The following is a 25299-nucleotide window of genomic DNA, read 5'->3' as shown; positions in this document are numbered from 1 at the left end:
AGGCTGGGAAATTTCCAGACCTTTTTAGTGAAATGAGGATATAGATTTGCTTTACCCAACTCCTATTGCGAAATTGATTGACAGTTTTTCAAAATTGCCGGGCATTGGCAGCAAGACTGCGACCCGTTTAGCTTTCTATACAATCGGTATGTCTGATGAGGATGTTAATGACTTTGCCAAAAATTTATTAGCTGCCAAGCGCGAACTAACCTATTGCTCAGTTTGTGGTAATCTCACAGATGATGATCCCTGTGCTATCTGTACTGATGAGACGCGGGATAAGTCCGTTTTGCTGGTTGTTGAGGAGAGCAAGGATGTCACTGCTATGGAGAAGATCCAAGAGTACCATGGTCTCTATCATGTCCTTCATGGCTTGATTTCTCCCATGAATGGCGTTGGTCCAGATGATATCAATCTCAAAGCCTTAATCAATCGTCTCATGGATAGCGAGATTAGTGAGGTGATTGTTGCTACCAATGCGACAGCAGACGGGGAAGCGACCTCCATGTATATCTCGCGTGTTCTCAAGCCTGCTGGTATCAAGGTAACGCGTCTAGCGCGTGGTCTATCCGTTGGCAGTGATATTGAGTATGCTGATGAGGTAACTCTTCTTCGTGCGATTGAGAATCGGACAGAATTGTAACCGTTAAATAGCTCTAATCAACTTGTTATATCTAGGACAGTTAAAACGAGGCTGAACTTTTGTTCCAATATCATTAAGTTAACTAGAGTCTGGGCAAAACTAGCTTTAACATAAAACCACATGGTGATTTCTATCTTGAACATAATAAGGATGAGATATACACCGTGTGGTTTTTGATTTTTTCGCGATTCAGTCGCCAGTTGTTTGGCTAATTTTGTTAGGCTCATGCTCATAAAAAGGAAACCGACCTTCGTTTGGATGGCTTGATTACCCCTGACGTGGACTCGATACGCTTCAATCTGTCAAAAACGGGTTCATCATTCATCTTACGTTTGGCATAGATTTGAGAGTCTTTTTCACTGGGCAGTTCTTCCTCGATAACTTCTTCGTTCAGCTGCACGATTTTACGACCAGAAAAGACTTGACGCATAGGTAAAAAGCGTCATTTTCAAAAGCGTAGCTGGATGGAAGGCCAGACGACCAGTAAGAGACTTTTCCTTAAGCAGTAGGTCACTAGGAATACTGTCGACAAACAGACTAATCAGTCTAGCCTCGTGTATCATAGGAATATCAACGACAAGATTTAATGCCAAAGTCAATTGAGTTGTATTATACTGTTTATACATTTATCATAGCTTTGTAGTTGTTTTGTCGTTACTATAATTAAACTATGACAGACAAAATGAGCACCTCCAATTGAGGAAATGCTCATTTTTTAGCTTCTGAGTCTCTTAAATAATTATAAAATAGATACTTCATTCTATCTTACGTTTCAAAATTGCAAAATAGTGAAATTAGTATTTCTTGCTTTTTCTTGTAAAGCCAATACCAAATAAGCTCAAGAGCAATCCTAAAACAGTAACTGTTGTCTGATTAGATTCACCAGTTTGTGGTAAATTTTGACGAAAGGAAGAATTACCTGAAGTGTTTTGTTTAGAAACAGACGAATTTTCCACTGCTAAAGTGACATTATTAGCCAATTCTAACTCAGTAGTTAGAATGTTATTTCCTGAATGGAGTTGTTTGATTTCCTTTTCAGGCGTTGTCGGAGCAGCGGGATCACTTTCTCCTTCAGAAGCAGGTTCATCAGATACTTGAGGTTGTTCGTCTTGGGTCTGCTGCGCGTCCTCCGCAGGTGTTGCAGGAACAGCAGGGCTGTTTTCCTCAGGCTCGCTTACCTCAGGTTGAGTAGTTTCTTCAGGCACTTGAGGTTGCTCATCCTGAGGTTGTTCCGCGTTCTTTTCAGGCGTTGTCGTCGGAGCAGCGGGTTGGTTTTCTCCTTCGGGAGTAGCTCTCTCAGGTGTCGGAGTGGCTTCATTTTGTTTTTCTTCCACTGGTAAGTTGTTATTGTTAGCCAGATTGTAAACTGTCATATCAATAACTTTGTTATTGTTAGGATCTTCTGAATAGAGTTTAAAATCTTGTGTGTCAGAATTTGCAAATCGAGCTACCGTATAAGACTGTCCATTTTCAAATAAAAACTCGACAGAGGTCTTATCAGTAACGACCTTAAAATTAGAAACTGTTCCAACATAACCAGAATAGGTTTTATTATAATTATTGGCTAAATCAGTTGGTAACTTGTCGGTATGGCTAGTAATTTGGTACCATCCAGTAGTGGGATCGTAATTTAAGGAAATTCTATCGCTGCCTTGCCAAATATCTAAATAGACACGACCTTCTGGGGAACTAACCGAAATATCGTACTCTTGTGCTGCAGGCTGCTCAGGGACATCGTAGAAACTATGAATATCACCGTTTGTATCTTGGCCCAGAATATATGCAGGACCTTGAGGATTGCTAGCTGTTAAGCTGTATGTACCGACTTCATTAGTCCTCATGCCCTGAAGTGCTGAACCTAGCACATCATTACGCAATTTAATATCATTATCTAATGTGAGGGTACGAGGAGTGCTGTAAGCACCAATCGTATGGTAAGGCAGATCGTCATTCCATGTTGTGTCTCTTAGATAGTTCCAGTTACCAATCCAGCCAAGAGCGGTTAAACTAGAGTTGATATCATCTAAGTTTGAAGAGCCATCTGTGTTGATTGCATAAAAATCAGAACCTAAATCTAAACGTTCGACATCTGTTTCAGCAACGAATCCGCCGTTTTCATCAAGGTGTCCGACAACATAGTAAGTACCAGTCGTTTCATTTTTCGAGTAATCTTTTGATCCGAAGATAAATACTTGCTTAATCCATCCGTTTGGCATAACCATTGTTTTGACAATCGGACATTCTACCGGTGCATTACCATCAAAGTCACGTCCATGGAAGAACTCATTTGCCTCAATTTTTGTGCTAGGTGTCCAATCTACACCGTCAGATGAAGTGTAAACGCCAAACTCGTTTCCTTCCGCCGTATACATATAGTATTTACCATCTTTGGTAAAGACATAGGGATCGCGGAAATCAAAACCATTTTTAGCATTATCCACTGTCAGCAGTGGATTACCATCGTTAAGCGGTTTGGTAAATGTTTCACCGTTATCCTCAGAAACAGCTCCAAAGATAGTTTGTTTTCGAGTATCTTGCTTAGCACCTGAGAAGTAAGCAACACGTTCGCCAGCCTTAGTACCAGGAATAGATCCATCAGAAATAATGATTGACCCCGTCATTGTTGATTCCCAACCATTAGTTGGGTCTCCACCGTTTGGCAGTAAGGCACTATTAGGAACCGTGTAGTTAACAAAATCTGTGGTAAATCGGTGTTCCCACTCTAAACCATGTAAGTAGTAGATATCCCATCCGTTTTTGCTATCATTTCGTACAATGGTTTGGACATCGTTTGAAAAAGTATCTGATACACCTAAGTGAGCATTAGGTCGCAACTCATCAGTCTGTTGCGCAGCAAGCGATTGAGGTGTATCTTCTGTGAGTGTTTCAGGACTATTGGTATCAGCCACTAAAGAAACTGGTAGTAGTTCGGCGGGGAGAGCAGAATCCGGCTCCATGACTTCATCAGCAGCCAACTCATAGGTCGCAGTGGTTTGATCGCTGGAACTTTCAGGAGTATCGCTAAGAGCCAGAGTGTTTTCTAATGTCTCTTCGGTTGTCATTGGTGCAACCTCTTCTCCCTCAGTGATAGTTTCAGTCTCAGTTGTTACAGGAGCTTCTGGTTGATTTTCAGAAGGCAGAGGCTCTGATGGTGTTTCGTCTGGACTGCTAGTAGTTACTTCTGTTGTTTTCTCCGTTATTTCATCAGCTTGAACAAGGTTTTGTGACCCCCAAAAAACAGCTCCTGAAAGAGCGATAACTCCGATTGTTCCATATGCTTTTGATTTTCGAATGAAACCGTGACCTTTTTCTTTGAACATTAGATGTCCTTTCAATGTTTTTAATGTAATAAGATAGTCTGTCTTTAAATTCATGGCCTAGTTAAAAGAGAACCAAGGATATTTTTAGGCAGAAATAAAAATGAAAACACTTTTCTGAAAGTTTTCACTAACTTTAATTATACTATTATTCTTGATAAAAGGCTTGGAATAGAAGTTTTTCATCTATTATTTTGATTGAAAATTGATCAAGCTAATCAAATCCTATTTCAACTCATTGAATGCCTGAGGTTATTGGTTATAAGACCGTTAAACTAAGGAAAAATGAGAAGAGAATGTGATAGACACCGTGATTGCTGAGTATTTGCCTAAAAATGGGCTAATCTGCAAGATTGCATGGAAGAAATTAATAAATTGAAGAAGTTGATTTTTTAGAAAGTCCCAGATTTCTAGTTGCTAACTTAAAAAACGTCCGCTAGAGAGTTTTACTCTCTCTTCATGCCTGGTTAGGATAATTCTTATCACTTGTGTAAAAATGAAGAAGGTCATTCAGTCAATAACTGCGTCTTGCATGTAAAACATTTAAAATACATAGGGATAGAAGCTTTTGTTCCTGCCTCGTTTTCTATTATAGATTTTGGGCTCTTTGGACAATCTTGTCCAAAGCTTTTTGTCGCTTCTGATCAGAAATTTTTTCAACACCGGTAATTTGACTGATGGTGACTGAAGAAATGCCACATGCTTTTAAAATCTGATTTTTCAGAACTTTACCATAGTCTTGTGCAAATAGCGTAATAAAGGCAGGTGTATTGTGGGTAGTAATAATCCAGGCTTTACCATTGAGATGGCCTTTCAAGCCAGTCTTAGTGTTGTGGTAAGCAAAGCCAGCGACAAAGACACGATCCATAAAGCCTTTAAGCACTGCTGGCATCCCTGACCACCAAATAGGGAAGATGAAAATGAATTGATCTGCCCAAGTTACTAAATCACGGTATTTAGCGGTTTCAGGATCAGAGGCTAAATCACGCCTGCGATGGCTATTATCAAAACGTAAAACGGGATTAAATCCTTCAGCATAGAGGTCTAGTACCTCAAGATTGTGGGACTTATCAAGGTTTTCTCGCACTTGTTCGAAGATGTGTGCGTTGAAACTTTGTGGGTTAGGATGGGCCGTAATCATTAAAATATTCATGCGTTTTCTCCTTTGATGTAAATATCAAGCATATGTTCGATCATGGTTCGCAGAGATGCTTGTGAAAAGTCCGTTCCGATAGGACTTTTTGACAAAATAGCCAGACCTGAGATGAAGCTCCAGAAGTGAAAAAGAGTTTCGGCTTCACTATTGTGGAACCCTTCCTCCTGTCTCAGTTTAAGAACAACACACTTAAAAGCATCAAAACCGGGTAAGTCTTTGTCTGCTAAAATAGTATCTTCAGAAAGCTCCATGTATTTAAAGGGATATTTAATAAAAAGTGCTTCAAAGACATAAGGATTCTTTTGTGCGGCTAAAACAAAGTTAAATCCCATTTGAGCCAATTCATCTCTCGCCGATGAGGATGAATTGATATTTAAGGTCATTTCATTGGCCCAGAAATCAGAGAGGCGTGATAGAAGGAGTCTGAGATAACCATCTTTACTGCCAAAGTGTTTATAGGGAGCACCGTGTGTGACACCACATTTTTGTGAGACTGTTCTTAGCGATAGATTATCTATGCCATGCTGGCAAATTTCTTCTATTCCTGTTTGGATTAAATTTTCCTTGAGCTGCGCTGTATTTCGTTTCACATAATCTCCTTTCTCAAAAAAAGTATACACTGACTACTTTTTGAATGAAGTATACACCGTCTACTTTTGTTTGTCAAGAACTTTTTAATATTGACAAAAAATAATAAAAAAGATATTATGTTAAGCAGCTTAACATAATATAAGGAGAAAGTGGATGGCAGATAATCTGCTCAATTTGAGCCAAGAGTTGCAAATATTTGTAGAAAAATATAAAAGACTGGAACAGGAACAACACCATATTCCCAATAGGGATCTGACGATGGTTGAGGTTCATCTGTTAGTCTTAGTTGGGCAGGAGAGGGGAATTGGTCTGTCTCAGATTGCCAAAAAACGACAAATTTCCCGCAGTGCCGTTACTCAGCTGGTCAATAAGTTAGTTCTAAAGGGCTATCTGCAAAAGAAACTTTCACCGCATAAGAAGAGTTCTTATGGTTTGATTTTAACAGGGTTAGGGCAAGAAATTTACCAGCTGCATCTCTATCAGCACGAGTTTCTGAGGAAAAAGCTAGAGGAGGTTTTGGCGGTCTATCCCAAGCATTTTTTAGAAGAGGTAAGACAGCTGATGTCGGAAGTAGAAGGTGTCTGGGACGCCTTGGTAAAAAAGAATCGAGAAGGCTGGAACGATGGAGATTAGACTGATTAGTGATACTGCATTAGCAGACAGTGCTTTTGACATCATTATCAGTGGCTTAAAGCCTTCTAGCCCTTATCGGTTGGAGATGACCCTCTTGAATTACTATAATATCAACGCTCCTATGAACTTAAGTCGGAGAATTCCCTGGCGAGCCAGTGGTCTTTACGATTCAGATCAGCAGGGCTGTATTCGACTCAGCCAAGCAGCTTGCCAGTCTGGCTCTTATCGAGGACAGTATCCCATGGGGTTGTTTTTTAACAGTAGACCAGACAAAATAAAGAAAACAAGCCTGCCTTCGTGTTTAGAAGACATCTCGTTAGACGAGCGCTTTGATGTCCTTTTGGAAGTATTTGAAGGGAAGCGAAAATTGGGAGAATTGCGGTTTCCGCGTTATTACCAACTGCCTCATATCAAGTGGCAGGATGTCTCCTTTTCCCAAGCCAAAGCCAGACTTTTTTATCCAGAAAAGGCTCACAATTTACCAGCCATCGTTGTACTGAGCGGCAGCGATGGTCGGATTGAAAAAGCCCAAAATATAGCTCAATTACTGGCCAGTCATGGATTCGTGACTATGGCTTTATCTTACTTTGGCTTGGAGGGAACAGCTCCTTATTTGGATAGGATTGATTTAGCAGTGGTTGAAGAAGCAGCAATCTATCTAGCAACTAGATCTGACGTAGACAGCAGCCGTTTGGGACTGTATGGTCGCTCCAAAGGAGCCGAAATGGCCTTGTGTGCAGCAGCTTATCTGCCTGATTATTTTCAATGCTTGGTACTCAACTCTCCCTCCTGTGCGGTGATGGAGGGATTGAAAAGCTTTCGCAACTCCGGTCATTCATCCTGGGTCTATCAAGGGAAAGCATTACCCTGTACACATTTCTCACTCAAAGATTTTATCAAGAGCCGCTTATTGAGGCGTCCTTTTATTTCTTATTGTAAGGATAACTTGATTCCAGTTGAGTCTATCAAGGCTGATGTACTCTTGATAGGAAGTGAGCGGGATGAAGTCTGGCCAGCCGCTGACTCTATTAGAAGGGTAGAAGCCGCTTGGAATCAACACCAGCGGCCCCTTTATCATCTGGAAAGCCTCTTGCTTAAAAATAGCGGTCACATGCTGAGCATAGCTTTTCAGCCCAACCATCGGTATAAAAAAATTGCTTGGCCAGAGCTCTTAGCAGACAGTCAGAAATCTTGGCAGGCAACTTTAGATTTTTTCAAAAATTATCTGTAGACTCTTTCTGACTATCCCTAATCCTATCCAATTATGCTATAATAGTGGGCAGTTAAAAAATTAAGATAGAAAAGGGAACTTATGTCTAAACAAACATTAGTTTTATTATACGGTGGACGCTCGGCAGAGCGTGAGGTATCCGTCTTGTCGGCTGAAAGCGTCATGCGTGCCGTTGACTATAATAAGTTTACTGTCAAGACTTACTTTATCACCCAGGCTGGTGATTTTATCAAGACGCAAGAGTTTACCAGCCAACCTCAGGATGATGAGAAACTGATGACCAATGAAACGGTTAATATGACTGCAAAGATCAAGCCAAGTGATATTTATGAGGAGAAGGCTGTGGTTTTTCCAGTGCTCCATGGTCCTATGGGCGAGGATGGTTCTATTCAGGGTTTTCTGGAGGTGTTGAAGATGCCTTATGTAGGGACCAACCTCCTCTCATCCAGTGTTGCTATGGACAAGATTACCACTAAGCATGTTTTAGAATCAGCCGGTGTTCCTCAGGTGGCTTATGTCACTTATATGGAGGGACAGGATATAGCAGCTACTATTGCTCAGGTAGATAACCAACTTGTTTATCCAGTCTTTGTTAAACCAGCTAATATGGGATCTTCTGTAGGGATCTCTAGGGCTGGCAATCGGATCGAGTTGGAAGCAGCTATTACTCTTGCTCTCAAATACGACAGCCGTATCTTGATTGAGCAAGGTGTCAAGGCGCGTGAAATTGAAGTCGGTATTCTTGGCAATACTGAGGTTAAGACGACGCAGCCGGGTGAAGTCGTCAAGAATGTGGCCTTCTACGATTACGAGGCCAAGTATATTGATAACAAGATTACTATGGATATTCCAGCCAAAGTATCTGAGGAAATTATGACTAAGATGCAGACCTACGCTGAGACAGCCTTTCGTGCTATCGGCGGCTGCGGTCTGTCTCGCTGTGATTTCTTCCTAACTGAGAGCGGTGAGATCTACCTCAACGAGCTTAACACTATGCCAGGCTTCACTCAATGGTCCATGTATCCGCTTCTATGGGAAAATATGGGACTTCCATATAAAGAGTTGATTACCGAGCTGACCCGTCTGGCTCAGGAAATGTTTGGTAAACGCGAGGGACACTTATTATAAGTGTAAAACGAGCAAAACTATTGTGACTGTCAGCTTTGTAAGAGTATTTTCAGCTACCATTGAAAAAGAGAGTGGGAAAAAATCAGTTGATCAGGTTGGCTGTATCAATCTAGTAAATGTAGAATATGCTAAAAAGTCTGGACTTTGAACCAGACTCTTTTCTACCATTTGTCAGCTGTAGTGGGTGATGAAAAGTATACTCTGGAGAGAACAAAATTGGTTCTCTTTTTTCAATTTCCAGAAAAAGTTTCCAGAAAAACCCAAAAATAGTTTGAAAATTCAGATATATAGGTATATAATAGGGCCGAATTATGTAGAAATGAGGAGAAAGCTTATGCAAAAAGTTGAACAGTTTAGCAAATGGCTTAGTAAATGGTTCACGGTCATTGTTATCATTTGGGCAGCATTTAACTATGTCCTGCCGCAAACGAGCACTTGGGTTATTCCAAATACGTCCTACTTACTGGGAATTATTCTGTTTGGGATGGGTTTGACTCTAACGACTGAAGATTTTATTCGGATTTCTAAGCGTCCCATTCCTGTTGTTCTTGGAACAGTAGCTCACTATGTCATTATGCCAGGCTTGGCCTGGCTGCTCTGTCTGCTTTTCCACCTAAAGGGAGCAACAGCAGCTGGGGTAATTTTAGTTGGCTCTTGCCCTAGTGGGACATCATCCAGTGTTATGGCCTTCCTTGCGGGCGGAGATGTTGCTTTAGATGTCTCAATTGAAGTCTTATCGACCTTGCTGGCTCCTTTGATGCTGCCGACTCTCCTGTCCCTTTTGGCAGGACAATTTATTGCAGTTCCGGCGGCTAAGCTCTTTTTATCAACCTTACAAATTGTTGTTGTTCCTATCGTTTTGGGGGTTATCGTCCATCGACTATTAGCTCATAAAATTGATTCAGTTATTAAACTCATGCCCCTGATATCCCAAGCAGCTATCCTTTTGATTATCGGTGCAGTCGTATCAGCTAATCATGCTAATATCTTTACTTCAGCTACGGCCTTAGTTATTCCTGTTGTGATGCTGCATAATCTTTGTGGTTATGGCTTAGGCTATGGCTTTTCTAAGTTACTGCGCTTGAAGGAACCTCAGCAAAAAGCTATTACCTTTGAAGTCGGCATGCAGGATTCAAGTTTAGGGGCAACACTGGCTATTAAATACTTCACTCCCCAAGCAGCCATTCCTTCAACCATTTTCTCTATTTGGCATAATATCTCGGGTTCGATATTGTCGTCTTGGTGGAAGAATCACTCCAAGGAGCTGGTTGTCCAAGAAGATTAAGAAAGATTGGGAATTAAGCTTGACCGACTGAAGTGCAGTTGACTAGTCTTGTATAGTATAAAATCCCTGTTCACTGCGTAATGCACCCCAAAAGTTAGACAGATAACGAATGGAGGTCAATACATCGATGAGCAGGGATTTTATAGTGTTTATTTTTGACTAGTATTGGTCAATTGCCGCCAGTCTCTGAGACGTTGCAGTTGGGGCATGACCAGCATTGTTAAAATAATCCGAAATGGAATTTCAAAAATTTTAAGCCAGCGACCGGCTAGATACTGAACAGATATAGGGGTATGGTAATAAATTTGGATGAGCAAGGGGGTAAAAATAAAGGTTCCCACCAGCATGATCGTGAGTGTAGCTAGGCTAACATAGTGCCAATCTTTTTTAGCATGCCAACTGAGTGCTTTACCATAGAAGAAAATGCCATACAGTGCGCCTTGAGTGGCTTCAAGCAGGGTCCACCAGATGATAAACTGGGAGGTGCCACCAGACAGACTGTCTACAATGTCAATAAGACCGAGACAAATAAAGCTATACAAAGGTCCTCCGATTGCCCCAATCATGGTTGAGACAAGGAAGGTTAGGCTGAAGACCAGCTGCTGAGGGATGATTGGAATAGAAAATTTACTAACAGCGACTGATAGGGCTACTAGCATAGCTAACGTTACTAACTGTTTAGTTGTGAGCTGAGGGAAATAATTTTTTGAGAACATAAAAAGGCTCCTTACTAATTTTAGTGGAGCTGTTTAAAATGGAGACAGCCCTAAGTTAGATGTGTACAGAACGATGGCTAGGCTTAGGGAATCCTTGATTAAAAACAGCGGATGCAATGATTTACCGCGCTTGAGCTTCGTTATGTGACAACATCCCATTCACATACACTTGACGCAAATCATTTACTCTGTATTAAAAATACTTTGTTAGTCTAGCATTCTTTAGCGTATTTTCCTAGTTCTATAGATAATTTCATAGAAAACGTTCGTGTTTTTATGATTTCTACTCTAAATCTTAAAAGGGGTCAGTTTGATGGCAAATTTATGGTATAATTTCTTATAAATGTTTAGCTGAAGATAAATAGTGAAGGAATTCTTATGAAATTAACGTTACATGAAATTGCAAAAGTGGTGAACAGTCTCAATGACGTTTCAGTTTTTGAAGATTTTTCTATCCATAATATTGAATTTGACAGTCGTAAGGTTGCAGCAGGCGATCTTTTTTTACCGCTCAAAGGGGCACGGGACGGTCATGAATTTATTCCGACGGCCTTTGAAAATGGTGCTGTGGCATCATTTTCTGAAATTGAACTAGCTGGTGTCCCCTATATACAGGTAAAAGACTGCCTGTCAGCCTTTCAAATTCTGGCTAAGTATTACCTAGATAAAATGGCAGCTGAGGTCATTGCTGTAACTGGTTCTAATGGTAAGACAACGACTAAGGACATGATTCATGATGTATTAGCGACGACTTATAAAACATATAAGACACAGGGAAATTACAATAATGAAATTGGTTTACCTTATACAGTTCTCCATATGCCTGATGATACGCAGAAGTTAGTACTGGAAATGGGGCAGGATCATCTAGGAGATATTGAGCTTTTGTCCAAGATTGCTAGGCCAAAAATTGGGATTGTGACCTTGATTGGTGAAGCTCATCTTGAATTTTTTGGCAGCAGGGATAAGATTGCTCAAGGGAAGATGCAGATTGCCTGTGGTATGCCTTCGGATGGTACCTTAGTAGTCCCTGCGGATAAAATTGTTAACGCGTATTTGCCTAAAGAGTGCCAAACCGTGCGTTTTGGAGCGAATGAGGACATTTTTATTACTGATTTGGTCGAAGAAAAGGAAGGCTTGCATTTTAAGGTTAATTTTCTGGAGGGCGGTATTGAATTGCCTCTGCCTGGGCGCTATAATGCTACGAATGCGATGCTAGCAGCTTATGTCGGTCTATTGGAAGGGGTACCGGATTCTTGCATTCAGTCAGCTCTCAAACATTTGAGTCTGACTAAGAATCGTACGGAGTGGAAAAAGGCTGGTAATGGTGCGGACATCTTAGCAGATGTCTACAATGCTAATCCGACAGCGATGAAGCTAATTTTGGAGACCTTTCTTGCGATTCCTGCTAATGAGGGTGGCAAAAAGTTAGCTGTCTTGGCTGATATGAAAGAATTAGGTCCCCAGTCGGTACAGATGCACACCGATATGGTTAGGAACCTTAATCCTGACGATTTAGATATCCTTATCTGCTATGGAGAAGACATTGCTGGCTTGGCCCAGTTAGCCAGTCAGATGTTTCCGATTGGTCGTGTTTATTACTTTAAAAAGACGGATCAAGAAGATCAGTTCGCTGAGATGGTTGACCAGATTAAGAAACTGTTGAAGCCTGAAGATCAAATTTTGCTCAAGGGCTCGAATTCCATGCACCTTGATCAGGCTATAGAAGCCTTGTTGTAGGTACTGTAAGATTAGAGGAAAGGAACTTTTAGAATGGGAGAATTCTTTCTAAATTTTTTCACAACGGTAGAAACTCAACCCCCAGCTATCACAGGTTTTTGGTATCTGATGATTTTGATGGGAATAGTCGTTTTGATAGGCCTAACCGTCCGCTATTATAAAAGTTCAGCCTATGTTAATTTTTTTAAATGGTTGCAGATTGTGCAGTTACTGGTACTTTATAGCTGGTATTTGGTGTGCCATATCCCTTTAGCTAACAGCTTACCTCTCTACCATTGTCGTTTGGCTATGGTTGGTTTGGTGCTTTTGCCAAATAAGTTTCCTCTCAAACACTATCTTGCCTTGATGGGGTTTGGCGGAGCATTTTTTGCTCTGGGCTATCCTGTTCCAGACCCCTATACGTTTCCACATATTACAGGGCTTTCCTTTTTCATTGGTCATTTTGCTCTTTTAGTTAATGGTCTAGCTTACTTGCTCAATTATTTTCAAGAGACTCGGTTCAGTTTGGCAAGGATAGTGGGGTATACCTTTGTCTTGGACCTGTTTCTTCTTTGGGTTAATCATCTGACTGGCGGTAATTACGGTCTTATGCGTTTTACACCGATTATTGATAACAGCAATGTTTGGGTAAATTATGTTGTTGTTTCTGCTGTTTTTAGCCTAGCCTTGGTTTTGGTTGAACTCTCTTTTAGAAGGTGGAAGAAAGCCTGAAGGCTTTTTCTTTTTGCTTTCGTCACTGTTCATATTCCTATCATTTATGCTATAATGATAGAGACTGTAATTCGACTTATTTTTCAGCATTATTGCCCGATTACTAGTTGGTGGAAGCTGAAAAACTAAGGACCGTTGGTGAAAATATGGTGTTTAACCATGATAATAACGTAAACAATCAGAAGCCATGCTCTAACATTATTAATTGAGCCTGCCCACAACTCTGTGGAGTTCGGTGTCCTAGTTTGAATCGCTGAAGCTTGTCGCCGAAAGATCAAGCAGCAAGAATAGTGAGAAAAAGGTGCGTATCTTAGGGATAACGGTTTTTCCTTTTGCATTTTTTCCTTTGAGTCGCTTTAATGGCTTTGTATCTTAGAAAGGGAGTCACCATGAGTGATATTAAAATTATTGCCCTAGGGGGTGTTCGTGAAAACGGAAAAAACCTCTATATTGTTGAGATCAATGAATCTATTTTTATTTTAGACACTGGTCTCAAGTACCCTGAAAATGAACAATTAGGGGTCGATGTTGTTATTCCTAATATGGATTACCTTATTGAAAATAAGAAGCGAGTGCAGGGGGTCTTTCTGACTCACGGTCATGCCGATGCTATTGGTGCTCTGCCCTACCTTTTGCAGGATGTACGAGTTCCGGTCTTTGGTTCAGAATTAACCATTGAGTTAGCTAAACTCGTTGTGAAAAATAACGCTCAGACAAAGAAATTTAATAATTTCCATGTTGTTGATGCTGGAACAGAGATCGAGTTTCAGAATGCAGTCGTTTCTTTCTTTAGTACGACTCACTCAATCCCTGAGAGTCTGGGGGTTGTTTTAGGAACGGATCAAGGTAATATTGTCTACACTGGGGACTTCAAGTTTGACCAAGCAGCCAGTCAGGGGTATCAGACAGATTTTGCCCGCTTGGCTGAAATTGGCCGCGAAGGTGTTTTAGCTCTTTTGGCAGATTCAGCTAATGCTGACAGTAGGGTGCAGGTGGCCAGTGAAGCTGAAGTAGGGATTGAAATGGACGATGTTATCTCTGATGCTGAAGGTCGCATTATTGTCGCGGCGGTGGCTAGCAACCTCTCGCGTATCCAGCAGGTCTTTGACGCGGCTGCGGATTATGGCCGTCGAGTTGTGTTGACAGGCTTTGATGTGGAAAATATTGTGCGGACAGCGATTCGTTTGAAAAAGCTGAGTATTGCAGATGAAAAGCTCATTGTTAAGCCCAAAGAAATGCATAAATTTGAAGACCGCGAGCTAATTATTTTGGAAACAGGCCGTATGGGAGAACCTTTAGAAGGTTTGCGTAAAATGGCTATTGGACGCCACCGTTATGTTGAAATTAAAGATGGCGATTTAGTTTATATCGTGACAACACCGAGTGTCGCCAAAGAAGCAGTTGTGGCTCGTGTCGAAAATATGATTTACATGGCTGGCGGTTCTGTCAAGCTGATTACGCAAAATCTGCGCGTGTCAGGTCATGCTAATGGCCGCGATTTACAGCTGCTGATAAATATGTTGCGCCCAAGTTATCTTCTGCCGATTCAAGGGGAGTACCGCCAACTGCAGGCGCAAGCCGATTTGGCTGAAGAGGTGGGGATCCTTCCTGAGAATATCTACATCATGAAGCGTGGTGATATCATGGTGCTTAATGAGGAAGGCTTTCTGCATGAAGGCGGTGTGCCAGCTAGCGATGTTATGATTGATGGTAATGCTATTGGTGATGTCGGGAATATCGTTCTGCGTGATCGCCGTATTCTGTCTGAAGATGGTATCTTTATCGTTGTTATTACAGTGAATAAAAAGCAAAAAACGATTGTCTCTAAGGCCAAGGTTCATACTCGTGGTTTTGTCTATGTCCGTAAGAGTAGGGATATCCTGCGTGAAAGCGCAGATTTGGTCAATAAGACGGTTGAAGATTATCTAGCAACAGACGGTTTTGAGTGGAGTGAATTAAAGGGACAGGTTCGTGATGAACTCAATAAGTTCCTTTTCGATCAAACCAAGCGCCGTCCGGCTATTCTACCAGTTATTATGGAAGTGCGTTAGGATGTTGGAATGATTTAGTCAGTAAAGCAAATAACTAAGGCAGGGAGGTCTGCCTTTTTCCTGTTGAAAAAAGGAGATAGATTTATGGCATCTTTTCAAATTGAATATCATTCGAAGGTGTTGGGATATGAACGGCAGGTCAATGTGATTTATCCGGATGCTTTTAAAATAGCGCAAGAAGCTGTTGATGATACTGATATTCCGGTTCTCTATCTTTTGCATGGCATGGGAGGCAACCATAATTCGTGGCAGAAACGCACCAGTATTGAGCGCTTACTTCGTCACACTAACCTTATAGTGGTTATGCCTTCAACGGATCTGGCTTGGTACACGAACACGGCTTATGGTCTCAAATATTTTGATGCTATTGCTAAAGAGCTGCCTCAGGTTATGCGCCGTTTTTTCCCAAATATGACGGATAAACGGGAAAAAACCTATATTGCTGGTCTTTCTATGGGTGGCTATGGTGCTTATAAGCTAGCTCTGTTGACTAATAATTTTGGCTATGCCGGCTCTTTTTCTGGTGCTTTGCAATTTGATATGGGCAATCTGCGTGATAGTATTGAAGAAGATGTCAGCTATTGGCAGGGGATTTTCGGTGATTTATCGTCAAGTGATATTGAAAGGCATTACTTAACGACTATGGTGGCTCAGCACGATATGAAAACGAAGTTTTATGCTTGGTGTGGTGAGCAAGATTATCTTTACCCAGCAAATGAGAAAGCTGTGGCAGACTTTAAAGAGTTGGGCTTGGACATCACTTACAGAACAGCATCTGGCAGGCATGAATGGTACTATTGGGAGAAACAGCTGGAAGCTTTTTTAGAGTGGCTGCCTTTAGATTATGTAAAGGAAGAGCGCTTGTCCTAAGCCTTGCTTTACAAATTTGTGACAGGCTGACTTCTTGCTTGTGTTTTAGGGTCCCTCTTGTTATACTTATTTTCCCTTAGAATGATTGACAAAAAGGAGGGTATTTATGAGACGATTGTCAGGTATTATTCTTGCTGTTCCAAAAGCTATTTTTAGTTTTGCTTGGCGATTTTTCTGGGGAATGGTTAGGACTGTTCTAATCCTAGCGGCCTTGCTACTGTGCTTATTTTGGTATGCCAACCACTCTCATTCGCCTGTAGCACAGTCTCTTCAGGAAGCTTTTGCAAATGTTAATGCGCAAATCTCTCCTAACAAAAATCTTGATCGGAACTTACAGGATTTAACAACGGATGTTACGGCAAATCACCAAAAGGGTGCTCGTTGGGCAGAACCATCAGCAACTGTCTACCTTGAGTCAACTAATCCTAGTTTTGTTAAGGCTTACCAAGATGCGCTTGCTGCTTGGAATGCAACGGGAGCTTTTACCTTTAAGCAAGTTCATGATAAAGCTGGAGCTGACATCATTTTAAGTGATCATTCGGACGCTAACAGCCAAGCTGCTGGCGAGGCCCAGACAACGACAGAAAGTTTGAGTAATCGGATTACACATGCTGATGTTTATCTCAACAGCCACTACCTTTTGGATGCAGCCTATGGTTACACGCAGGAGCGCATTACTAATACGGCTGAACACGAATTAGGCCATGCTATCGGTTTGGAGCATGATGATAGTCAGATATCCGTCATGCAATCGGCCGGTTCATACTATGGTATCCAAGAGGTTGATGTAGCTGCCGTTCAAGAACTCTACGCTGATTAGGATCAATTAGGAGGTCTTATGTTCTCATTTGTTAAAAATTGGGTCCACCGATATCCTGAACAAGCCTTCTTAGTCATTTTTAATACGGGAATTTTTGCTTGGCTGCATACCACCGGCTCAGCAATTGCAAATCAATTGGGGCTGGCCTGGGATAAGACTCAGCTACCTACTTGGCTAACTAATCTAACCCATAATAGTCTGGCTAGTTTGCAGAATTTCTTTGGGCATACAGCTTGGACTTGGCTGATTATTTCCATGCTATTAACAGTGGCTTTGCGTTTTATGAGGGGGCTTCTCAAACTGATTTTATTTGTCCTTATTGTTGGTGCTGGACTCTATCTGGTTTACCGGCATCAGACTATTTTGGGGCAGTTGCCTGGTTAGAAATACGGGAATATCAGCATTAAACTATTGTTTTTGCTGTGTAAGCGATAGAACTAAGGTTTTGAAGCTCTTTGACAGTCTCATGATACGCCACTGGCTTATGATCTAGCTCTGTTAGTTTCATTTCCCGCCCCAGCAGATTCTCCAGTTCTTCTGAACTGTGAGGCAAGCTAAGCTGATTTTCTTTAAGTATAAAATATTAGCTGGTCAGTTGTTTTATATCTTAGGGATTGGAAGAATAAGAAATTTCAAACAAGGATTTTGGAGTTATTTCTTATTCTCTTTTTGTTATAATAAAAGTATGATTATTTTACAGGGAAATAAATTAGAACGCTCTTTTGCAGGGGACATCCTTTTTGATAATATTACTATTCAGGTTAATGAGCGCGATCGCATTGCCCTAGTCGGTCGCAATGGAGCAGGAAAATCAACGTTGCTGAAAATTTTGGTTGGCGAAGAAGCCCCAACCTCTGGTCAGGTTAATACTAAACGAGATTTGAGTCTTTCTTATCTGGCTCAGGACAGCCGTTTTAAATCTGAAGATACTGTTTATGGCAGCATGTTACGAGTCTTTGAAGATTTGCGCCGGCAGGAATATCAATTGAGGATGATGGAGCAGCAGATGGGAGAGGTCTCAGGTGCAAAGTTAGATAAACTAATGCAGGATTACGACCAGCTGTCTGAGAACTTTCGTAGCCAGGGGGGCTTTAACTATGAAGCAGAAATCAAGGCTATTTTAAATGGCTTTCAATTTGATGAGAGTATGTGGCAGACTCCGGTTTCTGCCTTATCGGGAGGCCAAAATACCCGCTTAGCTCTGGCTAAGATGCTGCTGGAAAAACCAGAACTTTTGGTGCTGGATGAACCGACCAATCACTTGGATATTGAGACCATTGCTTGGCTGGAGAACTATTTGGTTAATTACCAAGGAGCCTTGATTATAGTCAGCCATGACCGCTATTTTTTAGATAAGGTGGCAACGGTTACTTATGACCTGACCCCCCATTCTTTGGACCGCTATGTGGGCAATTACTCGGCTTTTATAGACGCCAAGGCTGAGCGTTTAGAGTCGGAAGCCAAAGCCTATGAAAAACAGGCTAAAGAAATTGCTAAACTAGAGGACTTTGTTCGGAAGAATATTGTTCGCGCTTCAACCACCAAGCGGGCTCAGGCGCGTCGTAAACAGCTTGAAAAAATGGAGCGGTTGGACAAGCCCCAAGCGGGTCAAAAATCAGCTAACATGACTTTCCACTCGGATAAAGCATCAGGGAATGTTGTTTTAACGGTCAACGATGCTGCGATTGGTTACAATCAACAGATTTTGTCAGAACCGATTAATTTGGATGTAAAAAAATTTGATGCCATCGCAATCGTTGGTCCAAATGGTATTGGTAAATCTACCTTAGTAAAATCCATTGTTGGGCAAACACCTTTTGTTAAGGGGACTTCAATTTACGGAGCTAATGTTGAGGTTGGCTATTATGATCAAAGTCAAGGCAATCTGACCAGAAGCAATACGGTTTTGGATGAGCTTTGGAATGCTTTTTCAACCACACCAGAGGTGGAAATTCGTAATCGTTTAGGAGCTTTTCTTTTCTCTGGTGATGATGTCAAAAAATCGATCAATATGTTGTCTGGGGGTGAGAGGGCGCGTTTGCTTCTCGCTAAACTGTCTATGGAAAATAATAATTTTTTGATTCTAGATGAGCCAACAAACCATCTGGATATCGATAGCAAGGAGGTTTTAGAAGCTGCCTTGATTGATTTTGATGGTACGCTGCTCTTTGTTAGTCATGATCGTTATTTTATCAATCGTGTAGCGACTAAAGTATTGGAAATATCAGCTCAGGGTTCAACGCTCTATCTGGGAGATTATGACTATTATCTTGAAAAGAAAGCAGAGCAGCAAGAATTAGCGCGCTTATCTGTTGATGGCGAGAACCTAGAACCCCAGCAAGATCCTGTTCAGGGTTCTCGGTTTGCTTCGGATTATCAAACTCAAAAGGCGACCCAAAAGGAAGTTCGTAAATTAACTCGGCGCTTAGAACAGCTTGAAAGTGAGTTAGAAGTTCTTGATGGCAGAGGTGTGGCTATTTCAGAAGAAATGGGGCAGACAAATGATGCCCAGACTCTGATGGATTTGCAGTCTGATCTTGATCTCCTCACTCAGCAGCAAGACGATCTGATGCTAGAATGGGAAGAATTACACGAGCAATTAGAAGAATTTGAGTGAGCTAGAACTGCTCCCTTGTCCTTAGATTAGTATCTGGGCAAGGGCTTTTTTAGTTTGTGAAAAAACACTCAATTTTATTTTGAAATCCCTTTCTTTCTTATAATATCAATGAGCTTCTTTTTTGCAGTTTGTGAAATTTTCGGATAAAATAGAGTTATAAAAGATTATGTGGAGGTTGATATGGCAGAACTATCGAAAGAGCAATTGCTAGAATTATATTTGAAAATGGAGCGTATCCGTGAGTTCGATATGCGTATTAATAAATTAGTTCGTCGTGGCTTTGTCCAAGGGATGACTCATTTCTCAGTAGGTGAAGAGGCAGCTAGTGTTGGTGCAGTAGCCCACCTTGGTTACGACGACATCATTTTTTCCAACCACAGAGGTCATGGTCAGTCTATTGCCAAGGATATGGATCTCAAGGGTATGATGGCTGAGTTGGCTGGTAAAGTAACTGGTGTTTCTAAAGGACGTGGCGGTTCCATGCACTTGGCTGACTTTGAAAAGGGGAACTATGGGACCAATGGTATTGTTGGCGGTGGTTATGCCCTAGCAGTTGGGGCAGCCCTTACTCAACAATATAAAGAGACAGGTAACATTGTTGTAGCTTTTTCAGGTGATGGTGCTACTAATGAAGGCTCCTTTCACGAGTCAGTCAATATGGCTGCAACTTGGAAACTGCCAGTAATTTTCTTTATCATCAATAACCGTTATGGCATTTCAATGGATATCAATAAGGCGACCAATACCCCTCACCTTTATACTCGTGCAGAAGCTTATGGTATTCCAGGTTATTATGTCGAAGATGGCAACGATGTCATGGCCGTCTATGATAAAATGCAAGAAGTAGTTGAATATGTTCGCGCTGGTAATGGACCTGCTATCATCGAGGTTGAATCTTACCGGTGGTTTGGTCACTCAACAGCCGACGCTGGTAAATACCGTAGCAAAGACGAGGTGGATAGCTGGAAAGCCAAAGACCCTCTTCTCAAATTCCGTGATTATGCCGTTCAAAATACAGATATTACAGCAGCGGAGTTGGAAGCTATCCATGAGCAAGTCGTTAAGGAAATCGATGATGCTTATGAGTTTGCTCAGAACAGTCCAGATCCAGATCTTTCTGTGGCTTTTGAAGATGTGTGGGTAGATTAACTCTTTTATTTGAAAATTTGAGCGTTTGTCCAATGGGACTAAGACTAGGCTATTGGAGTAAAAAATCATTTATAATGACTTGATAGATTGATGGAGAAAATAATGACAGAAACGAAAAAAATGGCGCTGCGGGAGGCTGTTAATTTGGCCATGACCGAAGAGATGCGTAAGGATGAAAATATCTTCTTGATGGGAGAAGATGTCGGAATCTATGGTGGAGACTTTGGAACTTCGGTTGGTATGTTTGAAGAGTTTGGGCCCAAACGTATCAAGGACACTCCAATTTCTGAAGCGGCCATCGCCGGTTCAGCTATCGGCTCAGCCATTACGGGATTGCGTCCAATTGTAGATATTACCTTTATGGACTTTTTAACTATTGCTCTAGATGCTATCGTTAATAACGGTGCCAAGAATAACTATATGTTTGGTGGTGGTCTCAAGACCCCTGTAACCTTCCGTGTGGCATCAGGTTCTGGTATTGGTTCAGCAGCCCAGCACTCTCAATCTTTGGAAGCTTGGCTGACCCACATTCCAGGTATTAAGGTCGTTGCTCCAGGTAACGTTAATGAAGCCAAGGGTCTCCTCAAGTCTGCTATCCAAGATAATAATATCGTTGTCTTTATGGAGCCAAAGGCTCTCTACGGCAAAAAGGAAGAGGTCAGTTTAGATCCAGATTTTTATATCCCAATTGGGAAGGGTGATATTAAGCGAGAAGGAACGGATCTTACAATTGTGACTTACGGTCGCCTGCTTGAGCGCGTACTCCAAGCGGCTGAGGAAGTGGCAGAACAGGGGATCAGTGTTGAAGTTGTGGACCCGCGTACTCTTATCCCGCTCGATAAGGAATTGATTATCAATTCTGTTAAAAAGACTGGTAAGGTAATGTTAGTCAATGATGCCTACAAGACAGGCGGTTTCACCGGTGAGATTGCGGCAATGATTACCGAAAGCGAAGCTTTCGATTATCTTGATCACCCAATTGTGCGTTTGGCCAGTGAAGATGTACCTGTTCCTTATGCGCGTGTCTTAGAGCAAGCTATTCTACCAGATGTTGGAAAAATTAAGTCAGAAATTATTAAAATGGCAAACAAGGGTAACTAAGCTCGATACCTAACGTCAGCCTAAATGATTAGAAAGGATGAGGATAAGTAAAGAAGCCTTGTTTAAAGGCTTTTGTCTGCTTATTCAAGACAAACTATGGCAGTTGAAATTATTATGCCTAAACTCGGTGTTGATATGGCCGAAGGTGAAATCATCGAGTGGAAAAAGCAAGAGGGCGACAGCATTCAAGAAGGTGACATCTTACTTGAAATTATGTCTGATAAGACAAATATGGAAATCGAAGCTGAAGACTCAGGTGTTCTGATCAAGATTGTCCACCCTGCTGGCGATACGGTCCCCGTTACCCAAGTTATCGGGTATATCGGCGAGGCTGGGGAAGTGGTTGAGGCTGGTTCAGCTAGCCAATCAGCCTCAGATGCTGACCAGCAACCAGCCGTAGTTCCTCAGGAAGCACCGCGAGCAATGCCAGCTTCTTCAGCGGATTCAGATAGTCCTAGAGTGGCTACTACTAGCAAGGTTCGTGCCACACCAGCTGCTCGAAGGCTAGCTGAGGAGCAGGGGGTTGACCTTGGACAAGTGTCTGGTTCGGGCCCTCATGGGCGTGTTCATAAGGAAGATGTTGAGAACTTCAAGGGTGCCCAACCTAAAGCAACCCCACTGGCTCGTAAGATGGCCCTTGACTTAGGTGTCGATTTAGCAACAGTGAAGGGCAGTGGTGTTTTTGGTAAGATTACCAAGGAGGATATTTTGGCACTTAGTCAACCCCAACAGCCAACTGCTGATTCTACTACTTCAGAGGAACCCGTTCAAACTTTACCAGAAGGTGTTGAAATCAAGCCAATGTCGGCTATGCGTAAGGCTATCGCTAAAGGTATGACCAATTCCTACCTGACAGCACCAACTTTTACGCTTAATTACGATATTGACATGACCAATCTTATGGCTCTACGTAAGCAGATCCTTGAGCCAATTATGGCAAAAACAGGACAAAAGGTCACCTTCACGGATCTCATTGGCTTAGCTGTCGTCCATACCTTGATGAAACCAGAGCATGAATATCTCAACGCTTCTCTTATCAATGATGCCAGTGATATCGAGTTACATCGTTTTGTCAATCTTGGTATTGCTGTTGGTTTGGACGAAGGCTTGATTGTTCCTGTGGTTCACAATGCTGATAAGATGACCCTATCAGAATTTGTCGTCGCTTCAAAAGATGTTATCAAAAAGGCTCAAGCTGGTAAGCTTAAGGCGGCTGAAATGTCTGGCTCGACCTTTTCTATCACTAATTTGGGAATGTTTGGAACCAAGTCTTTTGATCCAATCATCAATCAGCCAAACTCAGCTATCTTGGGTGTGGCAGCGACAGTTCAAACGCCGACTGTTATTGATGGCGAAATTACCATTCGCCCTATTATGCAACTCTGCTTGACCATTGACCACCGGATCGTCGATGGTATGAATGGCGCCAAATTCATGGTGGACCTCAAGCATATGCTCGAAAACCCAATGGAACTCTTGATTTGATTAGAAATAACGAGATAGGTTATCAGTAGAAGAACCTTTAAACAAAACAAAGAAAGGATGTAGAGCAAGAGGAAGAAGGAACTGAGCCCGAGCCGAAAGCTCGGAAAAAAGATAAATCATTTGGGAAATCAGGATTTTCCACGCTTTCCTAGATTCAGTCGCTTTCTTTTCGCTCTTGGTATCTTAAATATGGCAGTTGAAATTATTATGCCTAAGCTCGGTGTTGACATGGCCGAAGGCGAAATCATCGAGTGGAAAAAACAAGAAGGTGATACAGTTCAAGAAGGTGATATCCTCCTTGAAATTATGTCCGATAAAACCAATATGGAAATCGAAGCGGAAGACTCAGGTGTTCTTCTGAAAATCATTCATCCAGCAGGTGACACAGTGCCTGTTACAGAAGCGATCGGCTATATTGGTGCAGAAGGTGAAGTTGTGGATACTGGTGCTGCGTCAGCCCCTGTTTCCCCAGAGCCAGCTGTCGAAGAAGCGGCTGCTAATTTAGAAGCCGCAGGTCTGCAAGTTCCTAAGGCTCCGGTTCCTGATGCTGTACCAACCCCTGCAGCCCTAGCTGATGATGAGTATGATATTGTTGTGGTCGGCGGCGGTCCTGCTGGTTACTATGCTGCTATTCGCGGTGCTCAGCTAGGCGGAAAGATCGCTATCATTGAAAAAGCCGAGTATGGCGGTGTCTGCCTCAACAAAGGCTGTATCCCCACTAAGACCTATCTGAAGAATGCCGAGATTTTGGATGGCTTAAAGATCGCGGCGGGTCGCGGTATCAATCTAGCCTCAACTAACTACAGCATTGATATGGACAAGACTGTCGACTTCAAAAATTCCGTTGTTAAAACGTTGACTAGCGGCGTTCGCGGTCTTCTCAAAGCAAATAAGGTCACCATGTTCAACGGTTTTGCTACCGTAAATCCTGATAAGACGGTAACAATCGGCTCTGAGACAATCAAGGGTCGAAACATCATCTTAGCGACAGGTTCAACAGTTTCTCGTATCAATATTCCAGGCATTGATTCTTCGTTAGTATTGACTTCTGATGATATTTTAGATCTGCGTGAAATGCCTAAGTCGCTAGCTGTGATGGGTGGTGGTGTTGTTGGAATTGAGCTAGGATTGGTTTGGGCTTCTTACGGTGTAGAAGTCACCGTCATTGAAATGGCTGACCGTATCATTCCTGCTATGGATAAAGAAGTATCCAAGGAACTAGAAAAAATCCTGACTAAGAAAGGTATGACAATTAAGACGCAGGTTGGTGTCTCTGAAATTGTTGAAGCTAACAATCAACTGACGCTTAAACTTAATAACGGTGAAGAAGTGGTTGCTGAAAAAGCGCTTCTGTCTATCGGTCGAGTGCCACAGCTGAAAGGTTTAGAAAAACTTGATTTAGAAATGGAGCGCGGCCGTATCAAAGTCAATGCCTATCAAGAAACCTCTATCTCAGGCATCTATGCACCGGGGGATGTCAATGGTACTAAGATGCTGGCCCATGCGGCCTATCGTATGGGTGAGATCGCTGCTGAAAATGCTATCTGGGGGAATGTCCGCAAAGCCCATCTTGATTTTACACCGGCTGCTGTTTATACGCATCCAGAAGTGGCCATGTGCGGTATAACGGAAGAGGATGCCCGTCAGCAGTATGGCAACATTTTGGTCGGTAAGGCTAGTTTTACTGGTAACGGTCGTGCTATTGCTTCGAATGAAGCACAAGGTTTTGTAAAAGTCATTGCCGATACCAAGTATCATGAAATTCTTGGTGTTCATATTATCGGTCCATCTGCTGCTGAAATGATTAATGAAGCTTCAACTATTATGGAAAATGAACTGACTGTCGACGAATTGCTCCAATCTATCCACGGTCATCCGACTTTCTCTGAAGTGCTCTATGAAGCCTTTGCTGATGTGCTTGGAGAAGCCATTCATAATCCGCCAAAACGCAAATAATCCGCTACTCTTTTTCTGCTCATTCATTTATAAGCAAGATAGAAGAAAAAGGACAAAAGTCCTGCCACCTAAAAACAGGAAAGTAGCAGAGGTTTGCGC

General features: G+C 42.0%; 19 protein-coding genes, 3 pseudogenes and 1 riboswitch. Of the genes and pseudogenes, 17 read left to right on the top strand and 5 right to left on the bottom strand.

The window, feature by feature from the left end; translation table 11 throughout:
* Window positions 1-46: 46 nt before the first annotated feature.
* Window positions 47-643 (top strand): recombination mediator RecR, encoded by a 597-nt coding sequence (recR, locus tag AC4HAL_RS00520; RefSeq protein WP_491092456.1) that lies wholly within the window; start codon window positions 47-49, stop codon window positions 641-643.
* Window positions 644-1019: 376 nt separating this feature from the next.
* On the opposite strand, the pseudogene AC4HAL_RS00515 reads toward recR, so the two are convergent.
* From AC4HAL_RS00515 to AC4HAL_RS00500, 4 genes and pseudogenes are all read right to left on the bottom strand, one after another.
* Window positions 1020-1269: pseudogene (locus AC4HAL_RS00515) on the bottom strand (transposase); the annotation flags it as partial.
* A 168-nt stretch (window positions 1270-1437) separates the two neighbouring features.
* On the bottom strand, window positions 1438-3963 hold the full coding sequence (locus tag AC4HAL_RS00510) for an LPXTG cell wall anchor domain-containing protein (protein WP_491092455.1): 2526 nt from the start codon (window positions 3961-3963) through the stop codon (window positions 1438-1440).
* A 586-nt stretch (window positions 3964-4549) separates the two neighbouring features.
* Complete coding sequence (locus AC4HAL_RS00505) at window positions 4550-5113, bottom strand: NAD(P)H-dependent oxidoreductase (protein WP_491092454.1); 564 nt, start codon at window positions 5111-5113, stop codon at window positions 4550-4552.
* A complete protein-coding gene (locus AC4HAL_RS00500; protein ID WP_491092453.1) occupies window positions 5110-5706 on the bottom strand; it encodes a TetR/AcrR family transcriptional regulator in 597 nt (198 codons plus the stop codon). The genes AC4HAL_RS00505 and AC4HAL_RS00500 overlap by 4 nt, the downstream gene beginning before the upstream one ends.
* Before the next feature lie 154 nt (window positions 5707-5860).
* On the opposite strand from AC4HAL_RS00500, the gene AC4HAL_RS00495 reads away from it, so the two are divergent.
* From AC4HAL_RS00495 to AC4HAL_RS00480, 4 genes are all read left to right on the top strand, one after another.
* Entirely contained in the window at window positions 5861-6340 is a 480-nt protein-coding gene (locus AC4HAL_RS00495) for a MarR family transcriptional regulator (RefSeq protein ID WP_491092452.1), read from the top strand.
* The gene (locus tag AC4HAL_RS00490; RefSeq protein ID WP_491092451.1) at window positions 6330-7571 is read left to right on the top strand and encodes an acyl-CoA thioesterase/BAAT N-terminal domain-containing protein; all 1242 of its coding nucleotides are present in this window, start codon (window positions 6330-6332) and stop codon (window positions 7569-7571) included. The genes AC4HAL_RS00495 and AC4HAL_RS00490 overlap by 11 nt, the downstream gene beginning before the upstream one ends.
* An 81-nt stretch (window positions 7572-7652) precedes the next feature.
* Complete coding sequence (locus tag AC4HAL_RS00485) at window positions 7653-8699, top strand: D-alanine--D-alanine ligase (RefSeq protein ID WP_491092450.1); 1047 nt, start codon at window positions 7653-7655, stop codon at window positions 8697-8699.
* 334 nt (window positions 8700-9033) lie between these two features.
* Window positions 9034-9984 (top strand): bile acid:sodium symporter family protein, encoded by a 951-nt coding sequence (locus tag AC4HAL_RS00480; protein WP_491092449.1) that lies wholly within the window; start codon window positions 9034-9036, stop codon window positions 9982-9984.
* Window positions 9985-10133: 149 nt separating this feature from the next.
* On the opposite strand, the gene AC4HAL_RS00475 is transcribed toward AC4HAL_RS00480, so the two are convergent.
* The gene (locus tag AC4HAL_RS00475) at window positions 10134-10700 is read right to left on the bottom strand and encodes a folate family ECF transporter S component (protein WP_491092448.1); all 567 of its coding nucleotides are present in this window, start codon (window positions 10698-10700) and stop codon (window positions 10134-10136) included.
* 103 nt (window positions 10701-10803) lie between these two features.
* A riboswitch (THF riboswitch) is annotated at window positions 10804-10893 on the bottom strand.
* Between the two features lie 185 nt (window positions 10894-11078).
* Here AC4HAL_RS00475 and AC4HAL_RS00470 point away from each other — a divergent pair.
* The 12 genes and pseudogenes from AC4HAL_RS00470 to lpdA all read left to right on the top strand — a co-directional run bounded on the left by AC4HAL_RS00470 (window position 11079) and on the right by lpdA (window position 25200).
* Window positions 11079-12440, top strand: a complete 1362-nt coding sequence (locus AC4HAL_RS00470) for a UDP-N-acetylmuramoyl-tripeptide--D-alanyl-D-alanine ligase (protein ID WP_491092447.1) — start codon at window positions 11079-11081, stop codon at window positions 12438-12440.
* Between the two features lie 33 nt (window positions 12441-12473).
* Entirely contained in the window at window positions 12474-13151 is a 678-nt protein-coding gene (locus tag AC4HAL_RS00465) for a YwaF family protein (RefSeq protein ID WP_491092446.1), read from the top strand.
* A gap of 389 nt (window positions 13152-13540) precedes the next feature.
* Window positions 13541-15202, top strand: coding sequence for a ribonuclease J (locus AC4HAL_RS00460; RefSeq protein WP_491092445.1), 1662 nt, complete (start codon window positions 13541-13543; stop codon window positions 15200-15202).
* Between the two features lie 84 nt (window positions 15203-15286).
* On the top strand, window positions 15287-16072 hold the full coding sequence (locus AC4HAL_RS00455; RefSeq protein ID WP_491092444.1) for an alpha/beta hydrolase: 786 nt from the start codon (window positions 15287-15289) through the stop codon (window positions 16070-16072).
* A gap of 106 nt (window positions 16073-16178) precedes the next feature.
* On the top strand, window positions 16179-16892 hold the full coding sequence (locus tag AC4HAL_RS00450; protein WP_491092443.1) for a matrixin family metalloprotease: 714 nt from the start codon (window positions 16179-16181) through the stop codon (window positions 16890-16892).
* Between the two features lie 18 nt (window positions 16893-16910).
* Complete coding sequence (locus AC4HAL_RS00445) at window positions 16911-17276, top strand: hypothetical protein (protein ID WP_491092442.1); 366 nt, start codon at window positions 16911-16913, stop codon at window positions 17274-17276.
* 301 nt (window positions 17277-17577) lie between these two features.
* Window positions 17578-19509 (top strand): ABC-F family ATP-binding cassette domain-containing protein, encoded by a 1932-nt coding sequence (locus AC4HAL_RS00440; protein ID WP_491092441.1) that lies wholly within the window; start codon window positions 17578-17580, stop codon window positions 19507-19509.
* Window positions 19510-19689: 180 nt separating this feature from the next.
* Window positions 19690-20658 (top strand): thiamine pyrophosphate-dependent dehydrogenase E1 component subunit alpha, encoded by a 969-nt coding sequence (locus tag AC4HAL_RS00435; RefSeq protein ID WP_491092440.1) that lies wholly within the window; start codon window positions 19690-19692, stop codon window positions 20656-20658.
* A 102-nt stretch (window positions 20659-20760) separates the two neighbouring features.
* Window positions 20761-21759, top strand: coding sequence for an alpha-ketoacid dehydrogenase subunit beta (locus tag AC4HAL_RS00430; protein WP_491092439.1), 999 nt, complete (start codon window positions 20761-20763; stop codon window positions 21757-21759).
* 96 nt (window positions 21760-21855) lie between these two features.
* Window positions 21856-22194: pseudogene (locus AC4HAL_RS00425) on the top strand (biotin/lipoyl-containing protein); the annotation flags it as partial.
* A gap of 36 nt (window positions 22195-22230) precedes the next feature.
* Window positions 22231-23244: pseudogene (locus AC4HAL_RS00420) on the top strand (dihydrolipoamide acetyltransferase); the annotation flags it as partial.
* A 189-nt stretch (window positions 23245-23433) separates the two neighbouring features.
* A complete protein-coding gene (gene lpdA / locus AC4HAL_RS00415; protein ID WP_491092438.1) occupies window positions 23434-25200 on the top strand; it encodes a dihydrolipoyl dehydrogenase in 1767 nt (588 codons plus the stop codon).
* Window positions 25201-25299 lie beyond the last annotated feature (99 nt).

The organism is Streptococcus sp. ELY_125 (assembly GCF_058314535.1).
The sequence above is the reverse complement of the archived record's forward strand: the minus strand, read 5'-3'. Positions and strand labels throughout refer to the sequence as shown.

Coding starts and splice junctions, on each gene's coding strand:
- AC4HAL_RS00475 (WP_491092448.1), bottom strand. CDS start 10,700: ATGTTCTCAAAAAATTATTTCCCTCAGCTCACAACTAAACAGTTAGTA.
- AC4HAL_RS00440 (WP_491092441.1), top strand. CDS start 17,578: ATGATTATTTTACAGGGAAATAAATTAGAACGCTCTTTTGCAGGGGAC.
- AC4HAL_RS00465 (WP_491092446.1), top strand. CDS start 12,474: ATGGGAGAATTCTTTCTAAATTTTTTCACAACGGTAGAAACTCAACCC.
- AC4HAL_RS00430 (WP_491092439.1), top strand. CDS start 20,761: ATGACAGAAACGAAAAAAATGGCGCTGCGGGAGGCTGTTAATTTGGCC.
- AC4HAL_RS00450 (WP_491092443.1), top strand. CDS start 16,179: ATGAGACGATTGTCAGGTATTATTCTTGCTGTTCCAAAAGCTATTTTT.
- AC4HAL_RS00490 (WP_491092451.1), top strand. CDS start 6,330: ATGGAGATTAGACTGATTAGTGATACTGCATTAGCAGACAGTGCTTTT.
- AC4HAL_RS00505 (WP_491092454.1), bottom strand. CDS start 5,113: ATGAATATTTTAATGATTACGGCCCATCCTAACCCACAAAGTTTCAAC.
- AC4HAL_RS00480 (WP_491092449.1), top strand. CDS start 9,034: ATGCAAAAAGTTGAACAGTTTAGCAAATGGCTTAGTAAATGGTTCACG.
- AC4HAL_RS00455 (WP_491092444.1), top strand. CDS start 15,287: ATGGCATCTTTTCAAATTGAATATCATTCGAAGGTGTTGGGATATGAA.
- AC4HAL_RS00445 (WP_491092442.1), top strand. CDS start 16,911: ATGTTCTCATTTGTTAAAAATTGGGTCCACCGATATCCTGAACAAGCC.
- AC4HAL_RS00470 (WP_491092447.1), top strand. CDS start 11,079: ATGAAATTAACGTTACATGAAATTGCAAAAGTGGTGAACAGTCTCAAT.
- AC4HAL_RS00435 (WP_491092440.1), top strand. CDS start 19,690: ATGGCAGAACTATCGAAAGAGCAATTGCTAGAATTATATTTGAAAATG.
- AC4HAL_RS00485 (WP_491092450.1), top strand. CDS start 7,653: ATGTCTAAACAAACATTAGTTTTATTATACGGTGGACGCTCGGCAGAG.
- AC4HAL_RS00460 (WP_491092445.1), top strand. CDS start 13,541: ATGAGTGATATTAAAATTATTGCCCTAGGGGGTGTTCGTGAAAACGGA.
- AC4HAL_RS00510 (WP_491092455.1), bottom strand. CDS start 3,963: ATGTTCAAAGAAAAAGGTCACGGTTTCATTCGAAAATCAAAAGCATAT.
- lpdA (WP_491092438.1), top strand. CDS start 23,434: ATGGCAGTTGAAATTATTATGCCTAAGCTCGGTGTTGACATGGCCGAA.
- AC4HAL_RS00495 (WP_491092452.1), top strand. CDS start 5,861: ATGGCAGATAATCTGCTCAATTTGAGCCAAGAGTTGCAAATATTTGTA.